Source organism: Parabacteroides sp. PF5-6 (assembly GCF_029504695.1).
Taxonomy (GTDB): domain Bacteria; phylum Bacteroidota; class Bacteroidia; order Bacteroidales; family Tannerellaceae; genus QVMG01.
Genome location: NZ_JAQFIN010000021.1, coordinates 1 through 26,565, shown reverse-complemented (window position 1 = coordinate 26,565; position 26,565 = coordinate 1). Strand labels below are relative to the sequence as shown.

16 protein-coding genes and 1 pseudogene are annotated in these 26,565 nt (G+C 51.2%); 8 read left to right on the top strand and 9 right to left on the bottom strand.

All coding sequences use genetic code 11. The features are described 5' to 3' along the window. Positions 1-41 precede the first annotated feature (41 nt). The 3 genes from serC (at position 42) to M2133_RS15405 (ending at position 3,410) form a co-directional block, all read left to right on the top strand. On the top strand, positions 42-1,112 hold the full coding sequence (gene serC / locus M2133_RS15415; protein ID WP_277467093.1) for a 3-phosphoserine/phosphohydroxythreonine transaminase: 1,071 nt from the start codon (positions 42-44) through the stop codon (positions 1,110-1,112). A 6-nt stretch (positions 1,113-1,118) separates the two neighbouring features. After that, positions 1,119-2,036, top strand: a complete 918-nt coding sequence (locus M2133_RS15410; protein WP_277467092.1) for an NAD(P)-dependent oxidoreductase — start codon at positions 1,119-1,121, stop codon at positions 2,034-2,036. 126 nt (positions 2,037-2,162) lie between these two features. Beyond that, entirely contained in the window at positions 2,163-3,410 is a 1,248-nt protein-coding gene (locus M2133_RS15405; protein ID WP_277467091.1) for a DUF1015 domain-containing protein, read from the top strand. An 81-nt stretch (positions 3,411-3,491) separates the two neighbouring features. Here the strand turns inward: M2133_RS15405 and M2133_RS15400 are convergent, their stop codons facing one another. The 4 genes from M2133_RS15400 to M2133_RS15385 form a co-directional block, all read right to left on the bottom strand. Then, positions 3,492-5,849: an ABC transporter permease gene (locus M2133_RS15400; RefSeq protein ID WP_277467090.1), complete on the bottom strand. Its 2,358-nt coding sequence runs from the start codon at positions 5,847-5,849 to the stop codon at positions 3,492-3,494. A gap of 130 nt (positions 5,850-5,979) precedes the next feature. After that, the gene (locus tag M2133_RS15395; RefSeq protein ID WP_277467089.1) at positions 5,980-8,313 is read right to left on the bottom strand and encodes an ABC transporter permease; all 2,334 of its coding nucleotides are present in this window, start codon (positions 8,311-8,313) and stop codon (positions 5,980-5,982) included. Between the two features lie 117 nt (positions 8,314-8,430). Then, positions 8,431-9,111 (bottom strand): ABC transporter ATP-binding protein, encoded by a 681-nt coding sequence (locus M2133_RS15390; protein ID WP_277467088.1) that lies wholly within the window; start codon positions 9,109-9,111, stop codon positions 8,431-8,433. Positions 9,112-9,727: 616 nt separating this feature from the next. After that, positions 9,728-10,741: a LacI family DNA-binding transcriptional regulator gene (locus M2133_RS15385; protein WP_277467087.1), complete on the bottom strand. Its 1,014-nt coding sequence runs from the start codon at positions 10,739-10,741 to the stop codon at positions 9,728-9,730. 317 nt (positions 10,742-11,058) lie between these two features. Between M2133_RS15385 and M2133_RS15380 the strand changes: the two genes are divergently transcribed. The 5 genes from M2133_RS15380 (at position 11,059) to M2133_RS15360 (ending at position 20,899) form a co-directional block, all read left to right on the top strand. Next, the gene (locus M2133_RS15380; protein WP_277467086.1) at positions 11,059-14,088 is read left to right on the top strand and encodes a TonB-dependent receptor; all 3,030 of its coding nucleotides are present in this window, start codon (positions 11,059-11,061) and stop codon (positions 14,086-14,088) included. 24 nt (positions 14,089-14,112) lie between these two features. Continuing rightward, a complete protein-coding gene (locus M2133_RS15375; RefSeq protein ID WP_277467085.1) occupies positions 14,113-15,672 on the top strand; it encodes a RagB/SusD family nutrient uptake outer membrane protein in 1,560 nt (519 codons plus the stop codon). A gap of 18 nt (positions 15,673-15,690) precedes the next feature. Then, positions 15,691-16,896, top strand: coding sequence for a SusE domain-containing protein (locus tag M2133_RS15370; RefSeq protein ID WP_277467084.1), 1,206 nt, complete (start codon positions 15,691-15,693; stop codon positions 16,894-16,896). 64 nt (positions 16,897-16,960) lie between these two features. Continuing rightward, a complete protein-coding gene (locus M2133_RS15365; RefSeq protein ID WP_277467083.1) occupies positions 16,961-18,331 on the top strand; it encodes a SusF/SusE family outer membrane protein in 1,371 nt (456 codons plus the stop codon). 69 nt (positions 18,332-18,400) lie between these two features. Continuing rightward, on the top strand, positions 18,401-20,899 hold the full coding sequence (locus M2133_RS15360; protein ID WP_277467082.1) for an alpha-amylase family glycosyl hydrolase: 2,499 nt from the start codon (positions 18,401-18,403) through the stop codon (positions 20,897-20,899). A 123-nt stretch (positions 20,900-21,022) separates the two neighbouring features. Here M2133_RS15360 and M2133_RS15355 read toward each other — a convergent pair whose 3' ends face one another. From M2133_RS15355 to M2133_RS15335, 5 genes and pseudogenes are all read right to left on the bottom strand, one after another. Further along, positions 21,023-22,204: a Rid family hydrolase gene (locus M2133_RS15355; RefSeq protein WP_277467081.1), complete on the bottom strand. Its 1,182-nt coding sequence runs from the start codon at positions 22,202-22,204 to the stop codon at positions 21,023-21,025. 11 nt (positions 22,205-22,215) lie between these two features. Continuing rightward, the gene (locus M2133_RS15350; RefSeq protein ID WP_277467080.1) at positions 22,216-22,929 is read right to left on the bottom strand and encodes a hypothetical protein; all 714 of its coding nucleotides are present in this window, start codon (positions 22,927-22,929) and stop codon (positions 22,216-22,218) included. Between the two features lie 116 nt (positions 22,930-23,045). Continuing rightward, entirely contained in the window at positions 23,046-24,278 is a 1,233-nt protein-coding gene (locus M2133_RS15345; protein ID WP_277467079.1) for a porin, read from the bottom strand. Positions 24,279-24,290: 12 nt separating this feature from the next. After that, positions 24,291-25,670, bottom strand: coding sequence for a di-heme oxidoredictase family protein (locus M2133_RS15340; protein WP_277467078.1), 1,380 nt, complete (start codon positions 25,668-25,670; stop codon positions 24,291-24,293). A 208-nt stretch (positions 25,671-25,878) separates the two neighbouring features. Continuing rightward, positions 25,879-26,337 (bottom strand): annotated as a pseudogene (locus tag M2133_RS15335) (hypothetical protein); the annotation flags it as partial. Positions 26,338-26,565 lie beyond the last annotated feature (228 nt).

The window sequence follows — 26,565 nt, the reverse complement described above, 5'->3', positions numbered from 1 at the left end:
TTACAGTTCAAAACTAATATTAATATTAAAACAAATGTCTTATGAAGAAGCACAATTTTAACGCAGGACCATGCGTTTTACCGCAATCAGCAATCGAATCCACAATTGCTGCGATCAAAGATTTCGACGGCACAGGTATCGGTGTGTTGGAAATCTCTCACCGTACACCCGGATGGGAACGGATCATGGCGGAGACAGAACAACTATGGAAAGACTTATTGCATATCCCCGAAGGATACAAAGTTCTTTTCCTCGGTGGCGGTGCAAGCACCCAGTTCTGTTATGTTCCCTTCAACCTGATGCAGAAGAAAGCAGCTTACCTGCAGACCGGTGTATGGGCCAAGAAAGCCGCTAAAGAAGCTAAACTGTTTGGTGAGGTAGAGATCGTGGCTTCTTCCGAAGATGCCAACTACACCTATATCCCCAAAGACTATACCATCCCGGCGGATGCGGATTATTTCCACATCACGACCAACAATACAATCTACGGCACCGAGATCCACGAAGATATGGACTGCCCGGTGAACCTGATCGCCGACATGTCGTCCGATATCATGAGCCGTCCGGTCGACGTATCCAAATATGCCATGATCTATGGTGGTGCACAGAAGAACGTAGGCCCCGCAGGCGCTACCTTCGTGATCATCCGCGAAGATATCCTGGGCAAGGTCGAACGTCAGATCCCCACAATGATCGACTACCGTACGCATATCAAAGAAAGCTCCATGTTCAACACTCCGCCGGTGCTCTCTATCTTCACGATGCACGAGACCCTGAAGTGGGTGAAAGAACTCGGTGGACTCGAAGCGATGTATAAGATCAATAAAGAGAAAGCCGGTCTGCTCTACGATGAGATCGACCGCAACCCGATGTTCGTCGGTACGGCTCGCAAAGAAGACCGTTCGTTGATGAATATCTGCTTCGTCATGGCCGAAGGCTACAAAGACAAAGAAGCCGACTTCATGGCCTTTGCCAAAGAACGCGGTATGGTCGGTATCAAAGGACACCGTTCGGTAGGAGGCTTCCGGGCTTCGACCTACAACGCCTGCCCGATCGAGAGTGTGAAGGCTCTGGTAGCCTGTATGCAGGAATTTGAACAAAAGAACAAATAAGAAACGATGAAAGTATTGATAGCAACCGATAAGCCATTTGCCAAGGTAGCAGTGGACGGAATACGTACAGTCGTTGAAGGTGCCGGTTTCGAACTGGCGCTATTGGAGAAATATACCGAGAAAGCCCAGTTGTTGGACGCCGTCAAAGACGCCAACGCGATCATTATCCGCAGCGATATCATCGATGCCGAGGTATTGGATGCCGCTAAGGAATTGAAGATCGTCGTGCGTGCCGGAGCAGGCTACGACAATGTCGACCTGGCCGCCGCTACGGCCCACGGAGTGGTGGTGATGAACACCCCCGGACAAAACTCCAACGCCGTGGCCGAGCTCGTACTCGGTATGCTGGTCTACGGGGTGCGTAACTTCTACAACGGTACCTCGGGCACCGAACTGAAAGGTAAGAAACTGGGTATCCTCGCCTATGGCAATGTCGGACGCAACGTCGCCCGCATCGCTAAAGGCTTCGGTATGGAAGTCTATGCCTACGACGCCTACTGCCCGGCCGACGTGATCGAGAAAGATGGCGTGAAGGCTTTGGCATCCACGGCTGATCTGTTCAAAGCCTGCCAGATCATCTCCCTGCATATCCCCGCAACGGCGGAAACAAAGGGATCGATCAACTACGAACTGATGAACTCCATGCCCAAAGGAGCGATCGTAGTCAACACCGCCCGCAAGGAAGTGATCGACGAAGCCGGCTTGACAAAGATGTTCGAAGAACGTCCCGACTTCAAATACCTCTCGGACATCCAACCCGCCATTCATGCCGACCTGGCTGCCCGCTTTGCCGACCGCTACTTCGCCACGCCGAAGAAGATGGGCGCCCAGACCTCCGAAGCCAATATCAATGCCGGCATCGCTGCCGCCGAACAGATCGTGGACTTCATTAAGAATGGGAATCTCAAGTTTAAAGTAAACTAAGATCTAAGGTCTAAGATCTAAGATTTAAGGTCTTTTAGGTCATTTAGGTCTTTTACGACTTTAAAGACCTAAAAGACCTAAAAGACCTAAAAGACCTAAAACTCCTAAAAACAAAAAACAAAAAACATGAAAATAAAACCTTTCAAAGGCGTCAGACCGCCAAAAGAGCTAATCGAAGATGTAGCCTCCAGACCTTACGATGTGTTGAACTCCGAAGAAGCCCGGGCCGAAGCGGCAGGCAATGAGAAATCGTTGTACCGGATTATCAAGCCGGAGATCGATTTCCCCGTCGGAACCGACGAACACGACGAGGCTGTCTACCTCAAAGCAGCAGCCAACTTCAAGATGTTCCAGGAAAAAGGATGGCTCGTACAAGACCAGCAGGAACACTACTACGTCTATGCCCAAACCATGAACGGACGCACGCAGTACGGCCTGGTGGTCTGTGCTTACGTTGAAGACTATATGACCGGCAAGATCAAGAAACATGAGCTTACCCGTCGCGATAAAGAAGAAGACCGCATGAAACACGTACGCGTGAACGATGCCAATATCGAACCCGTCTTCTTCGCTTATCCCGACCATGCCGAGCTCGACCAGCTGGTGATGAAATATACCGCCCGGCAACCCGAATACGATTTCGTGGCCCGCCTGGATGGCTTCGGACATACGTTCTGGATCATCGATGATGCCGCCGATATGCAACGCATCACCGAGCTCTTCGCCCAGATGCCCGCCTTGTATATCGCCGACGGCCATCACCGCTCGGCTGCTGCTGCCCTGGTAGGCAACGAGAAGGCACAACAGAACCCCAACCACCGCGGTGACGAGGAATACAACTACTTTATGGCTGTCTGTTTCCCCGCCAACCAGTTGACAATCATCGACTACAACCGCGTGGTCAAAGACCTCAACGGCCTCACTGCCGCCGAGTTTCTCAATCGCCTGGAAAAGAACTTCTTCGTCGAAGAGAAAGGCACGGAGATCTACCGCCCCGCGGCCTTGCATAACTTCTCGCTCTACCTGGATGGAAAATGGTATGCCCTGACTGCCCGTCCGGGAACCTACGACGACAACGATCCGATCGGCGTATTGGACGTAACGATCTCTTCCAACCTGATTCTCGACGAGATCCTGGGCATCAAAGACCTGCGCTCGGACAAGCGTATCGACTTCGTTGGTGGTATCCGTGGCTTGGGCGAATTGAAAACCCGTGTCGACAGCGGAGAAATGAAGGTCGCCCTGGCGCTCTATCCCGTCTCCATGAAGCAACTGATCGATATCGCCGACACCGGCAACATCATGCCCCCCAAAACCACCTGGTTCGAACCCAAACTCCGCTCCGGGCTGGTGATTCATAAATTGGAGGATTGATTAAGGATTAACGGTTAACGATCTTCGAAAAGATAATAAAGAAAACACATCCCGCCTTTCCAGACCGGATGTGTTTTCTTTTTATTCCGCTTTCAACGCATCCACCGGATTGGCTGTCGCTACCCGCCAGCTTTGGAAGGTGACGGTGGCGCTGGTGATCAACGAGACGAACAGGAAAGACAAGAGGAAGACCCAGGCCGACAGGGGTGTTTTGTAGGCGAAGTTTTCCAGCCATTTGCTGACGGCGAACCAGGCTATCGGGGCCGCGACAACAAAGCAGATACAAAGGATACGGATATAGGTCTTGTTGAACAACAGGAGTACCTCCCGAATCGTCGAACCCAATACCTTACGTACGCCAATCTCTTTCCGCCGATATTCGCTATCGAAAACTACCAGTCCGAACACGCCGACAATAGAGATAAAGACGGCGATCAGGCTAAAAAGGATAATCAGTGACGTGAGGCGTGTCTCATTCTCATACATACCTTGAATCACTTCGTCGAAGAAACGGATCTGGTAGAGGTGGTCAGGCTTCATCGATCGTAGGGTAGAATGGATATCCGAGATCACCGCTTTCATATCGGCTCCGGCTTTGACCTTGATATAGGCGTAATGATCCATGCCATCGGCGGTAAAGAAATCACGCGTACCGCGGATCATAAAGGCCATCGGGATGATCTCCGTCCGGAAAGAGGCAAATTTGATATCCTCGATGCGTCCGATGACTTCCATATTGTCGATCTTGTCGCCCACGGCAATATTATAGCTCTTACAGGCCTTCTCATTGAAGATAAGCGAAGGCTGGTTGTTCTTCTCATCTTCCTTGCGGAAGTTACGTCCTTCCGCCACAGGGATGCCCAGCGCGGTAAGAAAAGACGGATCGACGGGGATCACCTGAAACTTGATACTCTCGCCTTTGAAATTCCGTCCCAGCTCCCCGTATTGATCGAATCCGCCAAAGAGCATCTCGGCATAGGTAACCTCCGAGATGGCCGAGAAAGCTTTCAGTTGGTTGGTGATCGCTTCCTTTTTATCTTGTATACCCAAAGGGATATCGGCCACAATCAGTTGTTCTTTATCAAAGCCGAGCGGTGAGTTTTGCATAAACCGGCTCTGCAGATACATGAACAAGGAGCAGATAATCAAAGCAAAAGAGGCGACGAACTGCACGCTGATCAGTCCATTGCGCAACCGGCGTCCCTTGGCGGACAAGCCGAAGCTGCCTTTCAATACCAATGCCGGAGAGAAAGAGGTAGTATAAAAAGCCGGATAGATGCCGGCCAATACACCGGTCAACAGGGCAATTCCCCCGGTGTCCAATAGGATAAACGGATGAGCCGAGAGCGAGAGATCGGCACTCACCAGCGTATGAAGTGGTGACTGGGCAAACCAATAAACAAGGCCGATAGCCAACAAATAAGAGAACAGGCTAATCGCCACCGCCTCCGAGATCATGGCTGAGCGCAAGGTACTTTCGCCGGCGCCCATCACCTTCTGCGTATTGATACTCTTGATACGCATCGGAGCCAACGCCGTACTGAAATTGGTAAAGTTAATGCCGGCAATCAACAGGATGATCAGGGCAATACCCGACAGCACCCACAACACCTGCCGTCCGGTTTTTGGGTAGAAGTCATAGAGAGCGTCGGTGGTGTAGTGAATGGCTGTCAGGGGCGTCAGGCGCAGACCGGTATCTGCCACCCAGCTGTAGCCCGATCCAAGCGAGGCCGCATCGAAGTTGGCTTTGAAATGCGCCACGAGTTCTTCGCTGTGCTGCGGTTCGTCTACCCGGATATAGGCATAGAATTTCGTATCTCCCCATTCGTGCAGGAGGTGATCGGCTTCAATAGGCTGATAGATATTATTCTCCACCAGCGTATTGCGAGGGAAGTCTTTATAGACCCCGCCGACCGTAAAGGTTTCTGTATCCGATTTCAACTGATGCCCTATTGCCGTTTCGCCGGCGAAGAGTTTATGCGCGAGGCTTTGTGGAATCAATACGGTCTGGGGGCGCTCCATCGCATGGGCTTCCCCTTCGATCATCTCAAAGGCAAAGACCTCGCCGTAATTGGGATATACCCGCAAGGCCAGTTCTTTGTAGACGTTCTGCGCGGGATCATCCACGACCGTAAAAGTCATCTCCCGGTTAAAAGAAGGCTCCGACAAGGTACCCGCCACAATATGGGGCGAAGACGCGAAGAAGCGATCGGCCAGCGGGCGTGAGATAATGGCATAGGCCTCTTCATCGGAGATGGTTTCCACCCGGTAGATCCGGTCGGCATCGGCATGCGAGCGGTCGAAGTTCCAGTCGAAGTCCAATTGCATCATGATCGCCATAAAGGCGGCAAAAGCAATCGATAACCCTAAGATATTCAGGGTGGTCGCCATCTTAAAGCGACGCAGTATGCTGAGTAGGTTTCTGAATAGAGTTTTCACTTCGTTTAATTATTAATTGTTAATTATTAATTGTTAATTGATTCGCTCTTCGCTAAGCGGCTGTTGGTTGTTAACTGATAATATAGTGGTTTGGAATTAACCATTAATAATTAACAATTAACAATTATCCTCATTCTGTTTTCAGTGAATCCACCGGATTGGCATCAGCCACCCGCCAGCTTTGGAAGGTGACGGTAGCGATGGTAATGGCAGCGATCAACAGGAAAGCCAAGAGGAACACCCAGATGTACATCGGCGTGCGGTAAGCAAAGCTTTCCAGCCAGCGGGCTACGGCAAACCAGGCAATCGGTGCGGCAATCACAAAACAGATCGCCAGGATCTTGACGTAACGGATGTTGAACATCGCCAGGATCTGGCCCGTGGTCGAACCCAATACCTTGCGTACACCAATCTCTTTGCGTTTGTATTCGCTTTCGAACACCACCAGACCGAACACACCGACCATCGAGATCAATACGGCAATCAGGCTGAACCAGGTGATCAATTGAGTCACGTGATTCTCCGTATGGTAAGCGGAGTTGATCACCTCGTCGAAGAAGCGCACATTGAAAGGATAACCCGGGGAGAGGCGATCGAGCGTAGCGCGGATAAACCGCATCGTCTCCGCATGGTTGCTGCCCGCCTGGGTACGGATATAGGCATAACGGCCCTCTGCGTCGGGAATGATTCCGAATGCCATCGGCTGTACGCTTTTACGCATGGAGGTAATTGTCAGATCAGGCACGAAACCGATGACCTCTCCACCATCATCATTGTCTTTATCACCCACCGAGAGGCCAAAGTCGTTCTTCGCTTTTTCGTTGAAGATCACGTGCCCACCATAGGTGCCATCCGTCGAACGCAGGTTACGTCCTTCTAATAACGATATACCCATCACACGCAGGAAAGCGGTATCGACAGCTATATACTGAAACATTATCTGTTGCTCATGGTAGTTGCGTCCCCAGGTCTGGAAATTGTCACCGCCCGAGAGCAGGTCGTTAGCGAAGCTAATGCCTTCGATATGAGAATTATTCTTCAATTCATTGGTTAAGGCAGATTTGCTCTCGATTAATTTCTTATTCAGTGTCGTTACGATAATCTGTTCTTTATCAAAGCCTAAGGAAGCACTTTGCATATAATTCATTTGCAGATACATAAAGAATACCACGGAGATCAACGCCAGGGAAGCGACAAACTGCACGCCCACCAGGCCATTGCGCAACTGACGTCCTTTGGGCGAAAGACCGAAGCTACCTTTCAACACCAATGCCGGAGCAAACGAAGTCATATAATAAGCGGGATAGATACCGGCAAAAAGGCCGACAAGTAACGCGATCCCACCGACGATCAACAAGAGCGAGGTATGCAAGCCAATAGCCATATCCGCACCGATCAGTTGCGTCAGGGAAGTCATACCCAACAGATGGACAAAGAAGATCGCCAGGCCCCAGGCCAACAGGCAGGTGATGATGGCTTCGGCCACCAACATCCCACGCAGTTCGGGTTCGGTAGCGCCCAATACCTTCTGGGTATTGAGGCTCTTGATGCGCAAGGGCGTAAGGGCGATACTGTAGTTCGTGAAATTGATCGCCGCGATCAACAGGATCACCAAAGCGATGGCCAATAATACCCAAACCATCTGCATACTGGCTTTCTCGACCGTATCGAAATCGACATTGGAAAAATGCACATCTTTGAGCGGGATAGCCTCAAAATGAATATTCGGCAGATGCTCGAACCGAGACGAGTCAATTTGTGCCACATAAGCATCCAATATCTCCTGTGCCGGAGGAGCACCAGCTGCCATCCGCACATACGCCTGATAGTTATAGCTGCCCCAATTGTCCTTATCCATCTCATCGTTCATCCGTATATAGATATGGTTGGGGGTCGAGCTATTCTTTGGGAAATCCCGGTAAACGCCTCCGATAGTCACTTGATGATCTTCGCTTTTCAACCGTTTCCCGATAGGCGATTCCATGCCGAACATCTTCTCTGCCATACTTTGAGGGATCAGCGCCACCTGCGGTTCACGAACCTTCTCGATCACCCCTTCCAGCATATCGAAATGGAACACCTTGAAATAGTCTTCGGTCACATCCAATAATGTCTCCTCGTAATAATATTGTACACCATCGCGTTCCACCTCGAAGACCAGATTCAGCATCTGCGAGAACAGGGAGTTGGAGATCGCCGAGGCTTCCACATGGGGTGAATAGTCTTTGAACTCTTCGATCAATGGGCGTGCGAGAACGGCGACTCGTTGTCCGTTGAACTCGGCATTGATGCGGTAGATCTGGTCCGCCTCGGCTTGATTCGTGTCGAAACTCAGGTCATAATCGACCTGCATGCCGATTACGATCACCGCCGTAAAAGCAACGGAAAGACCTAATATATTAAGCAATGTCGCCATCTTGAAGCGGCGGATCACACTGAGGAAGTTGCGGATAATTGTTTTCATAAGGCAATGAGGCCCCTCCAACCTCCCCCAAGGGGAGGCTTTCAAAGCATATTTTAATGTAAAAATTGTAACCCTTTCTCTCTAAAGCCTCCCCTTGGGGGAGGTTGGAGGGGCTTTTTAGATAAACTCGCTCACAGAAGAAACGATGCTACCGTCAAACAGGTTGATCACCCGGTGGGCGTAGCTGGCATCGTGTTTGGAGTGGGTCACCATAATGATCGTGGTCCCTTCTTTGTTCAGCTCCGTCAAGAGATCCATTACTTCCAGACCGTTCTTCGAGTCGAGGTTACCGGTCGGCTCATCCGCCAGGATCATCTTCGGGTTGGAAACGACGGCACGGGCGATCGCCACACGCTGTTGCTGACCTCCGGAGAGTTGCTGGGGGAAGTGATGCGAACGGTGGCTGATATTCATCCGTTTGAGAATGTCATTCACCATTTGCTTGCGTTCCGACGCTTTGATCTTCAAGTAGGTCAGCGGAAGCTCCACGTTCTCGAACACGTTCAGTTCATCGATCAGGTTGAAACTCTGGAAGACAAAGCCGATATTCCCTTTGCGCACCTGCGTACGTTCTTTCTCTTTCAGATGGCCTACTTCCAGTTCGCCCAGATAATAGTCGCCCGAAGTCGGATTATCGAGCAATCCCAGGATATTCAACAGCGTGGACTTACCACAACCGGAAGGACCCATAATGGCTACGAACTCACCGTCTTTCACTTCCAGGGACACATTGTTCAACGCGATCGTTTCCACCTCTTCGGTACGGAATAACTTGCTTAAGTTTTCAATTTTAATCATGACTGTATAGTTTTAATAATTTATCTCGTTTTACTTCTTATAACCAAATAGCGTGCCAAAATAGTTATAATATTGTTTTCCAACAAGATAAACAAAATCCTTTTTTTCGCCTCTGTCCAAAAATTAGACAATGCTGTATAATTATTTGACACCACACACCCCCTTTTCCAAAACATTGCCCTTTGGGCGAAAAAACATTACACTTGGGTTGAAAAAACATTGCGCTTTGGTCGAGCAAAGTGCGATGTTTTTCTGGGGAAGGTCTACACATAAAAGTTTCGTACCCTCTTCCACCTTTCACCCGATCGCCAGATCCCTGTATTGATCAGCGTTTCGGGTGAAAGCTTGGGGAAGAATTATTAATAGGAACCAGGCCCTCCCAAAAGGCCGCCGGAGTTTTCCAAAAGGCCGGCAGGGTTTGCCAAAAGGCCGCCGGAGTTTTCCCAAAGGCCGCCGGCCTTTTTGGGGAAGCCTTCAGGTATTTTTAAGGTATAGCTTTACCTTTCACCCGAAATGCTGATCAATACAGGGATCTGGCGATCGGGTGAAAGGTGAAGACCGGGATAAAAACGTTTATGTGGGAAGGGGTAATCCGAAACGCCTCGCTGCCCAAAAACTACCGCGTACTGTGGCGGGGGATGAGTTTGGTTTTGATGACTTTGCTGACTACCTTGCAGTCTTCGCGTTTGCCCTGGATATGATCCAACAACAGACGCATGGCTGTGGCGCCCATCTCGTAGCCGTGCTGGTCGACCGAGGTCAATGCCGGCTCACTGATCTCACAGATCGAATTGTTGGTAAAGCCGCAGACGGAGATCTCTTCGGGGATGCGGTAGCCGAGCAGTTTGACTTTGTTGAGAATGCCTACCGCCGTCTCGTCGTTGACGGCAAAGAAGGCATCGGGCGGGTTAGGCAAGGCGAGCATCTTTTCGGTCATCTCGAGCGCGTCGGTATAGTTGTCGCAGATGATAATCAAGTCGGGATCGATCGGTATACCGTGTTTCATCAACGCCTCTTCGTAGCCCATCCGGCGGTTGTTGGAGATCGCCAGTTGAGAAGGCGAACCAAAGAAGGCTACCCGCCGGCAGCCGGTCTCGATCAGGTGGCTCACGGCGGAACAGACGCCGTTATAATCGTCGACCACCACCCGGTCGGTCAGGATGCCCCGGCAGATGCGGTCGAAGAAAACCAAGGGGATATCGTTCTCGATCAGCTCCTCGAAATGCCCGTAGGTGTCGGTCGTCTTGGCCACCGACGCCAAGACGCCGCTTACCCGCGCCTCGAGCATCGCCCGGGCGGCACGCACCTCTTTGCCATACTCCTCCCGGCTGTGGCTCACCAATACCCGGAAGCCTTCTTTCTCCGCTTCATCTTCAATGCCGGAAAGCACGGTGGAGAAAAAGTAATGCACCATCTCGGGCAGGATCACCCCGATGGTCTGGTTTCGGTTCGTGCGCAGGCTCGTGGCCAGCGGATTGGGTTTGTACCGGTGCTCTTTGGCATAGGCAAGCACCATCTCTTTCGTTTCCCGGCTGATGTCGGGATGATCGGCCAGCGAGCGGGAAACCGTCGAGGCGGAGATGGATAATGCTTTGGCAATATCTTTGATGGTAATTTGTCGTTTTGTCATGGCTGTAAACAATTACGAATTACGAATTACGAATTACGAAATTAAAGCTTACGAATATACGAATTAAAAATCAACAAACGAGAAAGAGGAAGGAGAATGCAAACGATTGCGACAACGTTTGCACAACTTTATCCCGCCCGTTCTAAACTTTTTAACATTTGCAGCTGTTTTATTCCTATACATTTGTTGAAAATTTAATGAATTGTATTTATCTTTAGACTTTGTAACACAAAAGGAGTAACTATGATAAATACAATCCTTCTGGAGAAGTGGCAAATTAAGTTTTAATAGAGTATTAATCTAAATTTATCTAATGCATGAAACAAAAGATGAAGTCTTGCTTCGCGAAGACTCTCCTATTCTTTTTTGTAGGAATGAGTCTGTCCTTCCATGCGCAGGCGCAAAACGCGACTGTTCGCGGTAACGTGAAGGATGCGACGGGTGAGCCCGTGATTGGGGCGAGTATCCTGGAAAAGGGTACGACAAACGGAACCGTTACCGACTATGATGGTAATTTCTCTCTCTCTCTTGCGCCGGGCGGCGTATTAAGTATTTCGTACATCGGATATAAAACACAAGAAATCCCCTACCAAGGCCAACAGAACCTGATTGTGATCCTGCAAGAAGACTCGGAGCTCTTGGACGAGGTGGTGGTGATTGGGTATGGGACGGTACGCAAAGACGATGCTACCGGATCGGTTACAGCCATCAAACCTGACAAGATGAACCGAGGCCTGACAACCAATGCACAGGATATGATCGGCGGAAAGATCGCCGGGGTAAGTGTGATCTCCGAAGGCGGAACACCCGGTGGAGGATCAACGATCCGTATCCGTGGCGGCTCCTCGCTTTCAGCCAGTAACGACCCGTTGATCGTGATCGATGGGCTGGCGATGGACAACGAAGGTGTCAAAGGATTAGCCAACCCCTTATCGATGGTAAACCCCAACGATATCGAAACATTCACCGTCTTGAAAGATGCTTCGGCCACAGCGATCTATGGATCGAGGGCTTCAAACGGGGTGATCATCATCACCACCAAAAAAGGAACAGCCGGGTCTAAACCCCGGGTAACGTACGACGGAAACGTCTCGGTCAGCTCCGTACGTAACACACTGGACGTGATGGATGGCGATGAGTTCCGCGCTTATGTCAATAAACTATACGCCGGACAGGACGATATCCTCTCCAAATTGGGCACTTCCAATACCGACTGGCAGGATGAGATCTACCGTACGGCACTGAGTACCGACCACAACATCAACGTATACGGCGGTTTGAAGAATATGCCTTATCGCGTTTCCTTCGGTTATACCAACCAAAGCGGTGTGGTCAAAACATCCAAGTTCGAACGTTATACGCTCTCGGCGAACCTCAGTCCGTCGTTCTTTGACGGTTACCTGAAACTGAATGCCAACGCGAAGTATATGCACGCCAAAAACCGCTATGCCGACGGTGGCGCTATCGGTGCGGCCGCCTCGTTCGACCCGACACAATCGATCTATAGCTCAGACGAGGTACACCAGAAATACTTCGGTGGCTACTGGCAATGGGATATCGACGGGACAGCATTGAACGACCCGACCTGGAAACGGACAGCTAACGCACTGGCTTCTTTCAACCCTGTCGCCACACTGGAACAGAGAGATGATACCTCCAAAGCCAACAGCTTCGTAGGGAATATCGAAGCGGACTACAAATTGCATTTCTTCCCCGATGTACGCCTGCATGCCAACTTAGGCGGCGACTTCTCCAAAGGGAAACAAACGACAACGGTTTCTCCCTATTCGGCATCCAACAACTATTTCGGATCGTACGGATTTGAAGAAGTAACCAAATACAACCTCTCGCTCAACGCCTACGCCCAATACCTGAAAGATTTCAACTGGAGCAACCTGGATGTGATTGCCGGTTACGAATGGCAACACTTCCACCGCAAGGGCGAAAATGCTTACTACGGGCTGTATCCTTCAACCAATACGGAATTCCCCGGCGAGCAGTACTCACCCACTTCCAAAATATGGAAAACGGAAAGCTACCTGGTCTCTTTCTTCGGACGGGTCAACTATTCCATCCTGAATAAATACCTCGTTACCGCCACCTTGCGTTACGACGGGACCTCCCGCTTCAGCGACGACAACCGCTGGGGATTATTTCCCTCCATGGCCCTGGGATGGAAGATGAAAGAAGAAGAATTCCTCAAAGACATTGATGTATTGTCCGACCTGAAACTACGTCTCGGATACGGTATCACGGGACAACAGAACCTCAACCAAGGTGACTATCCCTATATCCCGACCTACATACGCAATGAAGAAGGAGCTTACTATCAGTTCGGCGATGAAATGCAATCGCTCTACCGTCCGGACGCGTACAACAAAGACCTAAAATGGGAAGAGACTACCACCTGGAATGCCGGGTTAGACTATGGCTTCCTGAACGGACGGATCACCGGTTCGGTGGACTATTACTTCCGCAAAACGAAAGACCTGATCAACGTGGTGGACGTTCCGGCCGGGACGAACTTCAAGAACCGTGTGATCAGCAATATCGGATCGCTGGAGAATAAAGGGTTAGAGTTCTCGATCAATGCCAAACCGATCGTGACCAATGACTTTACCTGGGACATCGGATACAATATTACGTACAACGATAACGAGATCACCAAACTGACCGTAGGCAGTGGCGACGGCTATTACGTAGCTACCGGAGGGATCTCTGCAGGTACGGGTAATAACGCCCAGGCGCACATGGTCGGACATGCGGCTTCCTCTTTCTACGTTTACCAGCAGGTATACGACAAGAACGGCAACCCAATCGAGAACCTGTTTGTCGACCGGAATGGCGATGGAATCATCAACAGCGACGACCGTTATATCTACAAGAAACCGACAGCCGATGTATTGATGGGCTTTTCATCCAAATTCACCTACAAACAATTCGACCTGAGCTTTACATTGCGGGCCAGCTTCAACAACTACGTCTACAACGACGTCGAAGCCGACCGGGCCAATGTAGGTGCTTCCGGCATCTGGTCGACCAGCGGCTTCTTCTCTAACCGTCCGAAATCGGCAATAGAGACCGGCTTTAATGGCGTAGGTAATTATTACCTCTCGGATTACTATGTGCAAAACGCTTCGTTCCTGCGTTGCGATAATGTGACACTCGGTTATTCCTTCCCGACACTCTTCGGAGCGCCAATCAGTGGCCGGGCATACCTGACCGGACAGAACCTGTTTGTCATCACCAAGTACGACGGCTTAGATCCGGAGATAAACGGAGGGATAGACAATAATGTTTATCCGCGCCCGCTTGTCGGATTAATTGGCGTTACACTCAACTTCTAGTAATAACCTTAAAAATCAAGATTCATGAAATTAAGATATATCAAATCAATCCTGTTGACCGTATCCTTGGGATTTGCGTTAACGGCTTGTATAGGCGACCTGGATGTATCACCCATCGATCCCAGTGTCACACAAGAATTCGATCAGGATGCCGTCTTTGCGAAAATATACGCAACCATGGCATTGACAGGCCAGAAAGGCCCTGATGGGAATGGAGACGTCGATGGTATCGATGAAGGAACTTCCGCTTTCTTCCGTCTGATCTTTACGATCAACGAATACCCCTCTGACGAGGTGATCTGCTCTTGGGGAGACCCGGGTATCCCCGAACTGAACTATATCAACTGGTCTTCTTCGCATGAGATGCTGACCGGCTTGTATGCTCGCTTGAACTTCGACGTGACCCTGTGTAATCACTTCCTGGAAATGACCGAAGGACAAACCGACGAGAAAAGTTTGCACCAAAGAGCGGAAGCCCGCTTTATGCGCGCGTTGAACTTCTATTACCTGATGGATATCTACGGCAATGTACCGTTTACGGAAAAGGTAAGCAGTGACTTGCCTGATCAGATCCTACGGGCCGACCTGTTCAACTATATCGAAAAAGAACTGCAAGAGATCGAAGGCGATATGTACGAATCCCAACAAGCACCGTTTGGCCGTGCCGATAAGGTGGCTAACTGGTTCCTTCTTTCCCGTATGTATCTCAATGCAGAGGTATACACCGGCACAGCCCGTTGGGCGGATGCTGCAACCTACGCAAAAAAGGTGATGGATTCGAGTTACCAACTCTGCCCGTCCTACGCGCATCTCTTCATGGCCGATAACGATGGCAGCAGTGCAAACCTGGCACCGCAGGAGATCATCTTACCCATCCGGCAGGATGGCGCCAATATCCGTAGCTGGGGAGGATCGCTCTATCTGATCGCTGCCACCCATACGGAAGGCATGACTGCCTGGGGAACGACCGAAGGCTGGGGTGGTGTTCGTGCCCGTGCCGCATTAGTGAAGAAGTTCTTCCGCGACGGCAACGTGCCTGTAGGCAGTGAAACGACCGTAGCCCGTGCGGCAAACGACGATCGCGCCCTGTTCTTCTCGACCGAACGTACGGTGGAGATCACCAATGTGAACACCTTCAAAGAAGGACTTTCCATTGCGAAGTTCAGCAACCTACGCGCCGACGGCAGAAGTGCTGCCGACTCCAAATTCACGGACACCGATATTCCTTTCTTCCGTCTGGCAGAAGCTTATCTGACCTATGCCGAAGCCACACTGCGCTCGGGAGGAGATGCCAATAGCGCGTTGAGTGCGGTTAATACGCTGCGGACACGGGCGAATGCCTCTCAACTGGCGTCGATCACCCTGGATAATATCCTGGATGAGAAAGCACGGGAGTTCTATGCCGAAGGACATCGCCGGACGGACCTGATCCGTTATGGCTACTTCACCAGCGGCAACTATCTGTGGGACTGGAAGGGTGGCTCTGCGCAAGGCTCAAGTGTCAGCTCGATCTACAATCTCTGTCCGATACCGGCTTCCGACATGAATGCCAACGAAAAGTTGGTTCAAAACCCGGGTTATTAATCTAAAAAGAATGAAACAATGAAAAAGATACTAAGCTTTATCATCTTGTTGGCAGGGGTTATTTCCTTCTCTGCCTGCGACGACGACAGGGATTCAAACCCCACATACAATCAACCCGCCTCGTTTGTATTGAATACGCCGGGCCTGGCTACGGCCGTTTACGACCTGAAGAACGCGGGAACCGTCGTACTGACCTGTACACAGCCGGATTACGGCTTCACCGCTGCAACATCCTATTCGGTTGAGGTAGCACTCAGCGACACCTGGACCGACGAAACAGAAACAGCCGCTGCTTCGTACATGGTATTGACCGATAACTATACAGAAGCAAAACTGGCTATCGATGCACAGGAAATAGACAAGGCAATTGTGCAACTCTCCGGATGGGCCAGCGAGAGCGATACGCCCGATACCGATATGGAGATCTATGTCCGCCTGAAAGCATCGGTGAACAGTAGTCTTCTTCCGGTTTATTCCAACGCGATCAAACTGAATGTTTTACCTTATTATATCGAATTGAAAGATGCCGCGCCCAGCTTCTTCTTCCTGATTGGTAACTACGTCGGAGGATGGGATACAAATATGAAAGATATCGGTACTTCACTGATCCCAATGAGTCTGGTCAGCAACTACGAATACGACAAGAAGACAGGCGTAGGCCAGTTTACCTTTACGGAATACTTCGACGCGGCAACCAGCTCTAACGGCTTCAAACTAATCGGTATGATCGACGGCGCTATCAGCTGGAACGAACAGTGGGGTAACGGTGAAGATGGCGATCTGCCAGGCAACACCAACCTGCAACACTTACACGGCGAAGGAGGTAATCCGGGACACCTGGGAGTATCCGAAGCCGGCTGGTACCAAATCGATGTGGACGATGTGAAACAATCATTGACATTCACCAAGCTGGACAAAACACCGAAGGCTTATTCATCGATCCAATTGTTAGGCGATTTCAGCGACTGGGATGCCAACCCGATTGAAATGACGAATATCGGCAATACGACCCATAGCTGGAAAGCAACAGTCACCTTCGAGACGGAAAGCACCGTGAAGTTCCGCGCAAATGCAGGTTGGGATACCAACTGGGGAAATAACAGCGGTCTGTTCCCATTCGGACTCGGAGATCCGGGAGGCGATAATATCCCTGTCAAGCCGGGAACCTATATTGTGACCTTCAACGATATCGAAGGAAGTTACGCTTTCTTCATTCAGGAGTAACGTTTATCTCAAAAATTAAGAACAAATGAAAAAGGTATCATTATATTTACTATCACTCCTCATCATGACAGGCTTCTCAGCCTGTGATGAGGACTTCAATAAAGACATAGCTGCTCCGCAAGGCTATGAGCCCGAAGCGGCACAGGATGTCAACTATCAGATTGCGAATCTGGGAGCCACGTTCGACCTGAACACGATCACCGATAATACTTTCGGTATTCTTAAGGAAGCGTCTTTCCCTCAATTTCCGGAAGGCTCGACGGTGAATTACGAACTTCAGTTATCGAAAACGGAAGACTTCACCGACAAGTCGGTCATCAAGGCAGAATTGTCCGGTGGGAACTACCACGTCGCAAAAGCCGATATGCAATCTGTGATCGTGAAGGTGTACAACCGGAAACCTACCGCGAGAGACTTCTACTCACGCGTAGTGGCAGTTGTGGAGACAAGTGACAAGCAGGCGGTCAACATCCGTTCGAATGCACTCACATTCGCAGTCACTCCGGAAGCGCTTCCAATCGAACCGGCCTATTACCTGATCGGTGATATGAACGGATGGAATCCGGACAACCTGACTCCGTTCAACCATAGCGGCAATGATGTATATGAAGACCCGCATTTCACCGTACTGATCCAAACCACCGGTGCAACTTACTTTAAGATCGCTCCCGAAAGTGCAAAAGAAGCCCATATCGCAGGAGGTGAATTCTGGGGTGCAGTCATTGGTACGGCTGTTGACGGCGATGCATCTTTAGAAGGCTCGATTGTGGTAGAGAATGCGCAGGCGATCAAGATCGAAGCGATCGGTTATGTAAAGATCTCCCTGAACATGGAAGAGTATACCTACAAGATCGAGCCATTGGGTGATATCAGTCCCTATTTATATGTGCCGGGTAATCACCAAAGCTGGACACCGGCTACGGCTCCTACTCTCTACTCCGCGAAGATGGACCTGGTCTACGATGGTTTCGTCTATCTGGATGGCGAGTATAAGTTCACCTCGGCTCCCGACTGGGATCATACGAACTATGGCAGTGGTGGCGAAGGTAAACTAAGTACAGACGGTGGCGCAGGCAACCTGAACGCGGCAGCCGGCTTCTATTACCTGAAAGCCGACTTGGGATTGCTTACTTATCAGCAAACAAAAACCGAATGGGGACTGATCGGCGATGCCACCCCAGGCGGTTGGGACAGTAGTACCCCCATGATCTACGACAAAGGAAGCAACTCCTGGACCCTGACCACCACGCTGACCGGCGGTAAGGAATTCAAATTCCGCGCCAACGACAGTTGGGATCTCAATATGGGAGGTACACCGACGAAGCTGGTCTTAGACGGAGGTAATATTAAAGTAGCGGAAACAGGGACGTATACGATCACCTTGAAACTCTCGAATGCAGACGCGGGTAATACCTTTACTCTGACAAAGAAATAGACTTTTGAAAAATTCCGGAGAGGGCTTATCACCGTATGGGATAGCCCTCTCTTTTTCAATTACACCGAAATGAAAAGACATCTTCTCTTTTTCTTACTCCTTCCCTTCTTTCTCAGCCTCTTCTCTTTTTCCTTGCAGGCACAAGTCACTGCCAGCCCGGCAGAGTTTACCGATACCGACGCTATCGAGATTATCTTCAATGCCGCCGAAGGCACCAAGGGATTGCAGGGTTATACCGGTGAGGTGTATGCCCATACCGGAGTGATCACAGACAAAAGCAGTAGTACCCAAGACTGGATGTACGCCCCCACCTGGGGAGATAACGCTGCGAAGTACAAATTAACATCGCTGGGCAACGACCAATGGAAGCTTGCGATCACCCCCGATGTGCGCAGCTACTATGGTGTACCTGCCGGAGAGAAGATCCTCAAACTGGCCTTTGTCTTCCGCAGTGCGGATAAGAGTAAAGAAGGCAAAGCCACCGGTGGAGGGGATATCTTCCTCAACCTGGGCGAGGCTGCCTTTACTCCCACAACGCCGACCACCCAAAAGCGACCGGATGGCGTGACCGACGGCATCAACTATATCAACGACCAGACGGTTACCCTCCTACTCTACGCTCCGGGCAAAGAGCATGTGCACCTGTTGGGCGACTTCAACAACTGGAAGAAAGACAATGCCTACCAGCTCTACAAAGACGGCGACTACTGGTGGTACACCTTGACCGGCTTGGAGAAAGGCAAAGAGTATGGCTTTCAATACCTGATCGACAACGCCTTTAAGATCGGCGACGCCTATTGCGAGAAGATCCTCGATCCTTCGCACGACAGCCATATCGCCGCCACAACCTACCCGAACCTCAACCCCTATCCGGTAGAGACAGACGGTATCGTGTCCATTCTTCAGACCGGAAAGAAACCTTACGACTGGAAAGTAAAAGACTTTAAAACCCCTGCCCGCGAAGAACTGGTGATCTACGAATTATTGGTGCGCGACTTCACCACCGCCGGCACCATCCAAGCCGTACACGACAAGCTCGACTACATCGAATCCTTAGGCGTGAATGCCATCGAACTGATGCCCATCCAGGAGTTCGACGGAAATGATAGCTGGGGTTACAATCCTTGTTTCTTCTTCGCACCCGACAAAGCATACGGCACCGCCGAAGCCTATAAAGCCTTTATCGACGCCGCCCACCAAAGGGGTATGGCGGTGATCCTCGATGTGGTGTTCAACCATGCCACCGGCCAGCATCCTTTTGCCCGGTTGTACTGGGACGGTGACCGTCCGGCGGCCGACAATCCCTGGTTCAACCAAGAAGCACCCCATCCGTATAGTGTCTTCAACGACTTCAATCACGAATATACCGGTACGCGCGACTACTTCAAGCGCGTGTTGGCCTACTGGCTCGAAGAGTACAAGGTCGATGGCTTCCGCTTCGACCTGACCAAAGGTTTTACCCAGAACCGTTCCACCGAAGCGACTGCCGGCACCTATGATGCTTCGCGCGTGGCGATCCTGAAGAACTACAACGACCAGGTGAGAGGCATCAAAGAAGACGCCATCGTGATCTTCGAACATTTCTGCGATAACCGCGAAGAACTGGAACTGGCGCAAGACGGTGTTCTCTTGTGGAACAACCTGAACAAAGCCTATGCCGAGAGTGATATGGGTTGGAAAGGTAGTGAAAGCGCCTTGAACCGCGGCTGCCATACCGACCGGGGCTGGACCATTCCCGCCCTGATCACCTACGGCGAGAGCCACGATGAGGAACGCCTGATGTATAAGATGCAGGAATATGGCAACTACAATATGGATACCGATAAGGCCTTGCGTATGCAACGCGCTGCTCTGGGTGCCGCCTTCCTGATGGCTACGCCCGGTCCGAAGATGGTCTGGCAGTTCGGTGAACTGGGTTATGACATCTCCATCGACCAGAACGAACGCACCGGCAAGAAGCCCGTGCTTTGGGAATACTACGAAGAAGCGGAGCGTAAAGCCTTGTACGACACCTACGCCACCCTGATCGACTTCCGCCGGCAATACCCCGAACTATTCGCTTCGCCTACCGCTATCGAGATGCAGACCTCCGGTACCGACTGGGCCAACGGTCGCGCCATCCGCCTGCAAGGCGATGAGAAAGACCTGGTTGTATTGGGTAACTTCACGGAAAACCCCATCGAGATGTACGCCGGCTTCACCACCATCGGCACTTGGGAAGAGCTCTTTACCGGCGCGATCACCACCGTTACGGAAGATACCCGTAACCAGAAGATCAGCCTGCCGGCCCATTCCTTCAAATTCTATTCCACCACCTCAAAAGAAACGGCTAACGAAACGATCTGCCCCGCTTCGCCGGTGAAGATCAGCTATGATCCTTTATCCCAAGCGATCACAATCGAAAGCGATTCCCCCATAATACAAGCCTGGCTCTATAGCGTCAGCGGTGCCCTGATCAGCCAGTGGCAAGCCTCTTCGACCCTTCAGGTGCAAGGCTTATCCGAAGGGCTTTATATCATTCAGGTATATGTCGAAGGCAAAGCCTATACTGAGAAGATCCTTTTCTGAGATTGCTAAGAAAGGGGAGTAAGGGGTTTAAGGGGTACAAGGGGTTTAAGGGGTTTAAGGGGTTTAAGGGATACAAGGGGAGTAAGGCATTAAACCCCTTACTCCCCTTAAACCCCTTACTCCTTAAAAAGCCTTAAAGTTTTTATTTCCTTCCCCAGTCACTGCGATACACTCCGTTTCGATCAGCCATCCCGGGCGGCAGACAGGAGCTAAGACAATCAAGTGAGGCAAGTCGGGATAATGGGTCTGCAGGTATTTCTTTACCGGCAGGTAATCGGCGGTATCCCGCAGGTAGACGATGGCTTGCATCACGTCTTTCAGGCCTGCACCGGCTTCCTGTAGCAAGACTTCGATATTCTCCAGCATGCGCCCGGTCTGTTTCAGGATATTCCCGGGATGAACGATCTCACCCCGGTTATCAATGCTTGCCGTTCCGGAGATATAGATCTGTTTGCGGTCGCCATAGGTCACTGTCACGCCGCGCTCGAAGGTCACGCCATACTCATACGTCGGATTGAGATGCGTCGGGGCGTAGAGATATTGGATCTGCTCGGGACAGATGCCATCGACGCTATAGGCATCCATCTGCACCAAGACCTCCGGATCGGCATGCCGCCCTTCAATGCCCGTACTGGCGATGTAATGCGTCGTCTCGTTCAGGTTCTGTGTCAGGAATACCTCCCGTCGGGCTTTCACCACACCGGCATAATTCACATCCACGTTTTGCACAAACAGCCAGGTACGTATGCAGTTTGCCACCAGGGAAACGCCTTGTCCGGAGAGTTGCAGGATATAGTCGTTGAAGAGCAACCGGGTCTGATACTCCGCGTTCGCCGCTTTGTTCGACAGTCCACCCGACCAGAGGTGGCGGTATCCGTTATGTGCCACTTCGTGCATCACCGTACTATGCGAATGTACCGTGGCTTCCGAAAGGAAATACGCCCATAGGGCGATCTTCGTGCCGTTCAATGGCGGTTGTTGCACGATCGACAGGGCACAGAACGTATTTTCGCGCTCCTGTTGCATCAACCGTTCGGTCTGATTTGCAGCATCACTCAGGAAGTAACGGCGGAAAGCCGGTACCGCTCCCGCGGGAAGATCTTCTGTCACCAGGGTATTATAGGCGTTCTGCAACTTCTTCAATTGCTGTTCAAAGGATGAAGAAGGGCGTTCCAAACTTAATAATACATGGTATTCCGTTACGCCTTTCCCCGTTTCAAACGCACTCAGTTGTATCCGGACATCTCCGTACGCTAACTCTTCTTTCCGCACACTTCTCTTTGTTTTTTGTTTCTCTACAATCATCTTCTTTTATTTTATTCTTTGGCGTCGTTTCGTATCCAGGTTTCGACCAGGTCGATCAGTTCGGCTTCGGGCAAGACGTCCGTATGGTTATACTGGATCAAGTCTTCCCGGAGGATCTCCAAGAGGAAGCTACCGGCCGGCTGGCCGGGAGCAACCAGAGATAAACCTTCTTTCGAAAGCGTTGCCGGCCGGTTCACCAATGCCTTATGGCTATTGCCTGCCGTCAGATCGAGTCCCGCCGCGGCATGCGTGCCGGCGCCGTGACAACGGATGCAATAGGCCTCGAACACCTGTTGCTGCACCCGGTCGTAGCGCGCCAGGTCGATCTCGGTGACCGGCAAGAGAATCTCTTTGTCCAGATCATCTACGGGATATGAATAAAAATCATAGATCAGTTCACGTCCTTTGTTGACCACCGCGATAGAGATCGTTTTTGTTTCCTCATTCAAGCCGTTGAGCATCATTGCCACCGGTATGTTTACATCTTCCGGCCGGGAGATAATCTTTGACTTCAATGGGATCTTTCCCTCTTCGCCGAAGGCGGCAAAGATAAATATATATTCCTTTGGCCAGGCCTCTTCGCCGTGGAAAACGACCTGCATGGCCGCTTTTCCGCCGGTGGCTTCCTCCGGCTCCGACGGGTAGATGCGGCCGTCGTCGCAGGAGAGGGCTACGAGAGAGAAGAGGGCTGCGATTAGGGGGAGGTGGTAATTCTTTTTTATCATGATTTCTTTTTTAAAAGGGGAGTAAGGGGATTAAGGGGGATAAGGGGTTTAAGGAGGATAAGGGGTTTAAGGAAGGGCCTTACTCCCCTTAAACCCCTTATTCCCCTTAAGCCCCTTTAAAAGGTGTATTGCAGCATCACCGTCGCCATATGGATCGGCATACCCAGCCCGTCGTCATCGCGGTCGTATTGCGTTTCATGGCCGCTGCGCCCCATGTACTGGTACATCGCTTGCAATTTCAGGTTCGAGCCGAAGAAGTAATAGTTCATGCCGATCGCCGGCATATTCAATGTGCCGCCCATATCTGTTCCGTTCCGGTCCATAAAGTCATAACGCAAGGCGCCCTGCAACTTATCGGTAATGAAATAGCCCGCCTGGGCATAGGCACCCCAGAAGTTATACGCCTTGGAGATCATCTGCCGTTTGGTGAACTTCATATTCATATAATACCCTTCGGCAGCGAAGTAAAAGCGGTTCTTGATCCAGGCAAACTCAACGCCGGCACGCAGGTCGTTGCTGCTCTCCGACTGTGCTTCCACATTGTACGAACCGGAGACGGCAAACAACATCTTATCGTCGTTCAGGTTATCGGGATTGCCTTGCGTGGAAGGCATCACGCCTTTCGGCATATACGCCAGGCGACCGGTATAGAGCAATGAAGGCAACCAGTCATGATCGTCGCTCATCGTCTTGTTGGCGGTATTCACATCGATGCCCGTGCCGTTGAAGATCCCTACCTGGTAGTTCCATTTATCCTTCACCAGCCCATGAATCTGCACCCCCAGATCGAAGCCCGTAGCAAACGACGGGTTCACCGCGTTCAATGAATAAGGCAAGACTACGCCTTGTGTCAGCGAATAAGGCAGTACAGGGAACAAGGTTTCCCCGAGCGTCGTCAGGTAAGCATGCGTATACGGCGTTTTGAACTTCCCGACCCGGATACGGAACGATTCCTTGACGGCCACATCGAACCACGCCTGTTGCAGTAGCGCCCCTCCGCTCTTGGCGGCATTGACCGAGAGGTTGAAAGTCACGATATTGTATGCCTTTCCCGTAAAGCCGATGATCGCATTGGGGATCTCAAAGCCCGAGTTCGCGATCTTATCGGCATAAGGCGTGTCGAGCCCGACATCTTCATAACGGTTGAAGCGTGCCGAGGCCTGTACCAAAGCATAGGGTTTGAAAAGGAAATCACCCGCACGGCTCGAGAAGGTAAAACCTTTCTTTCCCGCCAGGGAGACGACGTCGTTCTCCAGATAGGTATCGTCTACTGTCGTTCTTGTGTTTTCTTGCGCCTGCAAATAGAAAGAAGAAATCAGGCAAGCGCCTATAAGTAAAAACTGTTTCATTATCTTGTTCATTTATAAAGAATTCAAAAACTCGATCACCGCGTCCCGGTCATCTTTCGACATACGGGAATAAAGGATCCGGGATGCTGCCCCTTCGCCGTCGTGCCACATAATGGCTTCGGTCAGGTTGCGTGCCCGTCCGTCGTGCAGGAAGTAGGTATGTCCGTTCACCGTCCGTTGCAGGCCTATACCCCAGAGCGGCGTGGTGCGCCATTCACAACCCTGCGCCAGTCCGCTGACATAGTTATCATCCAACCCGGGGCCCATATCGTGCAAGAGATAATCGGAATAGGGATGAATCACCTGGCTGCCCAGCCACGGCAATTGGGTACCGTTCAATAGGACCGTTCCCCGTGGACGGGTATGCAGGGTAGGCGTATGACAGAGATGGCATTTGGCGGCATAAAACATCTCTTCGCCCCGTTTGATCGTCGCATTATCCACATTGCGCCGGGCGGGAACACCCAAGCCCTGCAGGTAGAGATCGACATTCTCCATGTCTTCGGTCGAGATCTCCACGCCATAGTTTGCAAAGCCCATCATCTGGCTTTGTCCCTGGCTCACCTCTTCGGGGTAACGGTCGTTGGTCACCCCCATATCCGAAGAGAAACCCAGCTCGACTGTCAGGTCGGCATGCTGGGCTTTGTTTCCCGAAACACCGATCTGCAGTTTCCCCCGTTCCATGATATAGTTCAGGCGTCCGCTGATCCCGTATTCCGGGTAGTTACTCTGCGCGGCCAGTTTCTTCAACTCATCCAGATCGAGTGCCATCATCTGCCCCATGCCGACATGGCGAAGGGGTTGACGCACGGTAATGCGCAGTTCTTCCGGCGGAATACTATCGGCATACCATTGGCTGATCGCGTAATGCGGCGTCTGCAACGCATACTTCTCCCCGTCGGGGAAAGCAAACTCTTCTTCCGTAAAGGTGATCGTCACCTTGCCTTCCGCTTCGACCCCGTAGATCGACTGGTCGTGCAATACCCGTCCGTATTCGGGGAAGTACCCTCCGCCCTTGCGGGTGATATAGATCAACATCGAAGAGAAGCCGTAGCTGCCCGATCCCCCTTCGGTGTACATCGACGGCTTCGTACGCCCGGCGTTCTTATGGCAACTGGCACAGGAGTATCCGGCATAGACCGGTCCCAGCCCGTTGCCTCCGCCTTCGCCCGTCCCGCGGGAGCGGTCGTAGAGGTCATCGCCTTTATTAAACCGTATTTCGTATTCGCTCGTCAGCCAGGGAGCCGGCTGGTCGTATGCCTTGGGCGAAGCGGTGAAGATCGTAGAATTACCGGCCGACAGCTCTTCGGCTTTCGCCAGCTTCCCACCCGGTTTGTAGATCTCCGTATCGTCCAATCCCTCTTCACAGGCGGCGAATACGGCTGGAAACACAAAGATACAAAGCCCGAGAAGGGCCTTGTATCCGGTTATGAGACTTCCCGGAATAGCCTTCCGGAACCTTTTATACCCAAGTGTCATTGCATCAATGCAGGTCTAAGGCAGTTTTCACTTCCATAAAGATCTCTGCCAGGTCGGCACAGGCTTCCATCGCTGCTTCGATCTCCGAGGTAGCATCCAGGTTGCTACGAAACGGAGCCGGGGGAACAATAAGATGTCCCGCACGTACATTAAAAGAAGGATGGATCAGTTTGGTGATATGGAACTGCTCGAGAGCCACCTCGCCGCCTTTCTCCACTTCCATCTCATATTCGCCCCCTTCTTCATAGAACTCGATCTCGCGGGCCACGCCCGTACCCCCGTATTCAAACTCGATCTCGGCACCCAGGATCCAGGTCGGAGAGAACTTATAATCAAAAGCTAAGATAAACCGGGGGATAGAGATCTGCCCGCGATTGTCCTTCACGGAGCCGGTGGGTGTAAACCGGTTAAATCCATAATCCAGGTAACTGGCGCCCATCTCGCCATAGCCGCCGAAGCGGAATTTCTCATACCCAGCAAAGCCCGACGCCTGCTTCGTCACCGTGGTCGGTTCTTCCGTCTGAGCAAAAAGAGAGAAGGCAAAAAGAGAGCAGAAAGAGAGTAGTAAAATTCTATTCATCGCTTGAAAATTAGTTCGCCACAAAAGTAGACGATCCCAAAAATCAAGGCAATCACCCCAAATAGGTATTCTGCCGCAACACCAATCCCCACAAATAGGTATTTCCCGGCAGCACCCTCACCGCCATAAGACAATTTCAAGGATACATTCTGTATCGGACGTGATGCCTTTTACACGATCCTGCGTCAAAACAATTTGATGCTACGGATAAAACGCCGCCGTTGCCGT

What these genes read in the sequence shown, in the direction of transcription:
- serC (WP_277467093.1), top strand. Translation starts at nt 42, where the DNA reads ATGAAGAAGCACAATTTTAACGCAGGACCATGCGTTTTACCGCAATCA.
- M2133_RS15410 (WP_277467092.1), top strand. Translation starts at nt 1,119, where the DNA reads ATGAAAGTATTGATAGCAACCGATAAGCCATTTGCCAAGGTAGCAGTG.
- M2133_RS15405 (WP_277467091.1), top strand. Translation starts at nt 2,163, where the DNA reads ATGAAAATAAAACCTTTCAAAGGCGTCAGACCGCCAAAAGAGCTAATC.
- M2133_RS15395 (WP_277467089.1), bottom strand. Translation starts at nt 8,313, where the DNA reads ATGAAAACAATTATCCGCAACTTCCTCAGTGTGATCCGCCGCTTCAAG.
- M2133_RS15390 (WP_277467088.1), bottom strand. Translation starts at nt 9,111, where the DNA reads ATGATTAAAATTGAAAACTTAAGCAAGTTATTCCGTACCGAAGAGGTG.
- M2133_RS15385 (WP_277467087.1), bottom strand. Translation starts at nt 10,741, where the DNA reads ATGACAAAACGACAAATTACCATCAAAGATATTGCCAAAGCATTATCC.
- M2133_RS15380 (WP_277467086.1), top strand. Translation starts at nt 11,059, where the DNA reads ATGAAACAAAAGATGAAGTCTTGCTTCGCGAAGACTCTCCTATTCTTT.
- M2133_RS15375 (WP_277467085.1), top strand. Translation starts at nt 14,113, where the DNA reads ATGAAATTAAGATATATCAAATCAATCCTGTTGACCGTATCCTTGGGA.
- M2133_RS15370 (WP_277467084.1), top strand. Translation starts at nt 15,691, where the DNA reads ATGAAAAAGATACTAAGCTTTATCATCTTGTTGGCAGGGGTTATTTCC.
- M2133_RS15365 (WP_277467083.1), top strand. Translation starts at nt 16,961, where the DNA reads ATGACAGGCTTCTCAGCCTGTGATGAGGACTTCAATAAAGACATAGCT.
- M2133_RS15360 (WP_277467082.1), top strand. Translation starts at nt 18,401, where the DNA reads ATGAAAAGACATCTTCTCTTTTTCTTACTCCTTCCCTTCTTTCTCAGC.
- M2133_RS15355 (WP_277467081.1), bottom strand. Translation starts at nt 22,204, where the DNA reads ATGATTGTAGAGAAACAAAAAACAAAGAGAAGTGTGCGGAAAGAAGAG.
- M2133_RS15350 (WP_277467080.1), bottom strand. Translation starts at nt 22,929, where the DNA reads ATGATAAAAAAGAATTACCACCTCCCCCTAATCGCAGCCCTCTTCTCT.
- M2133_RS15345 (WP_277467079.1), bottom strand. Translation starts at nt 24,278, where the DNA reads ATGAAACAGTTTTTACTTATAGGCGCTTGCCTGATTTCTTCTTTCTAT.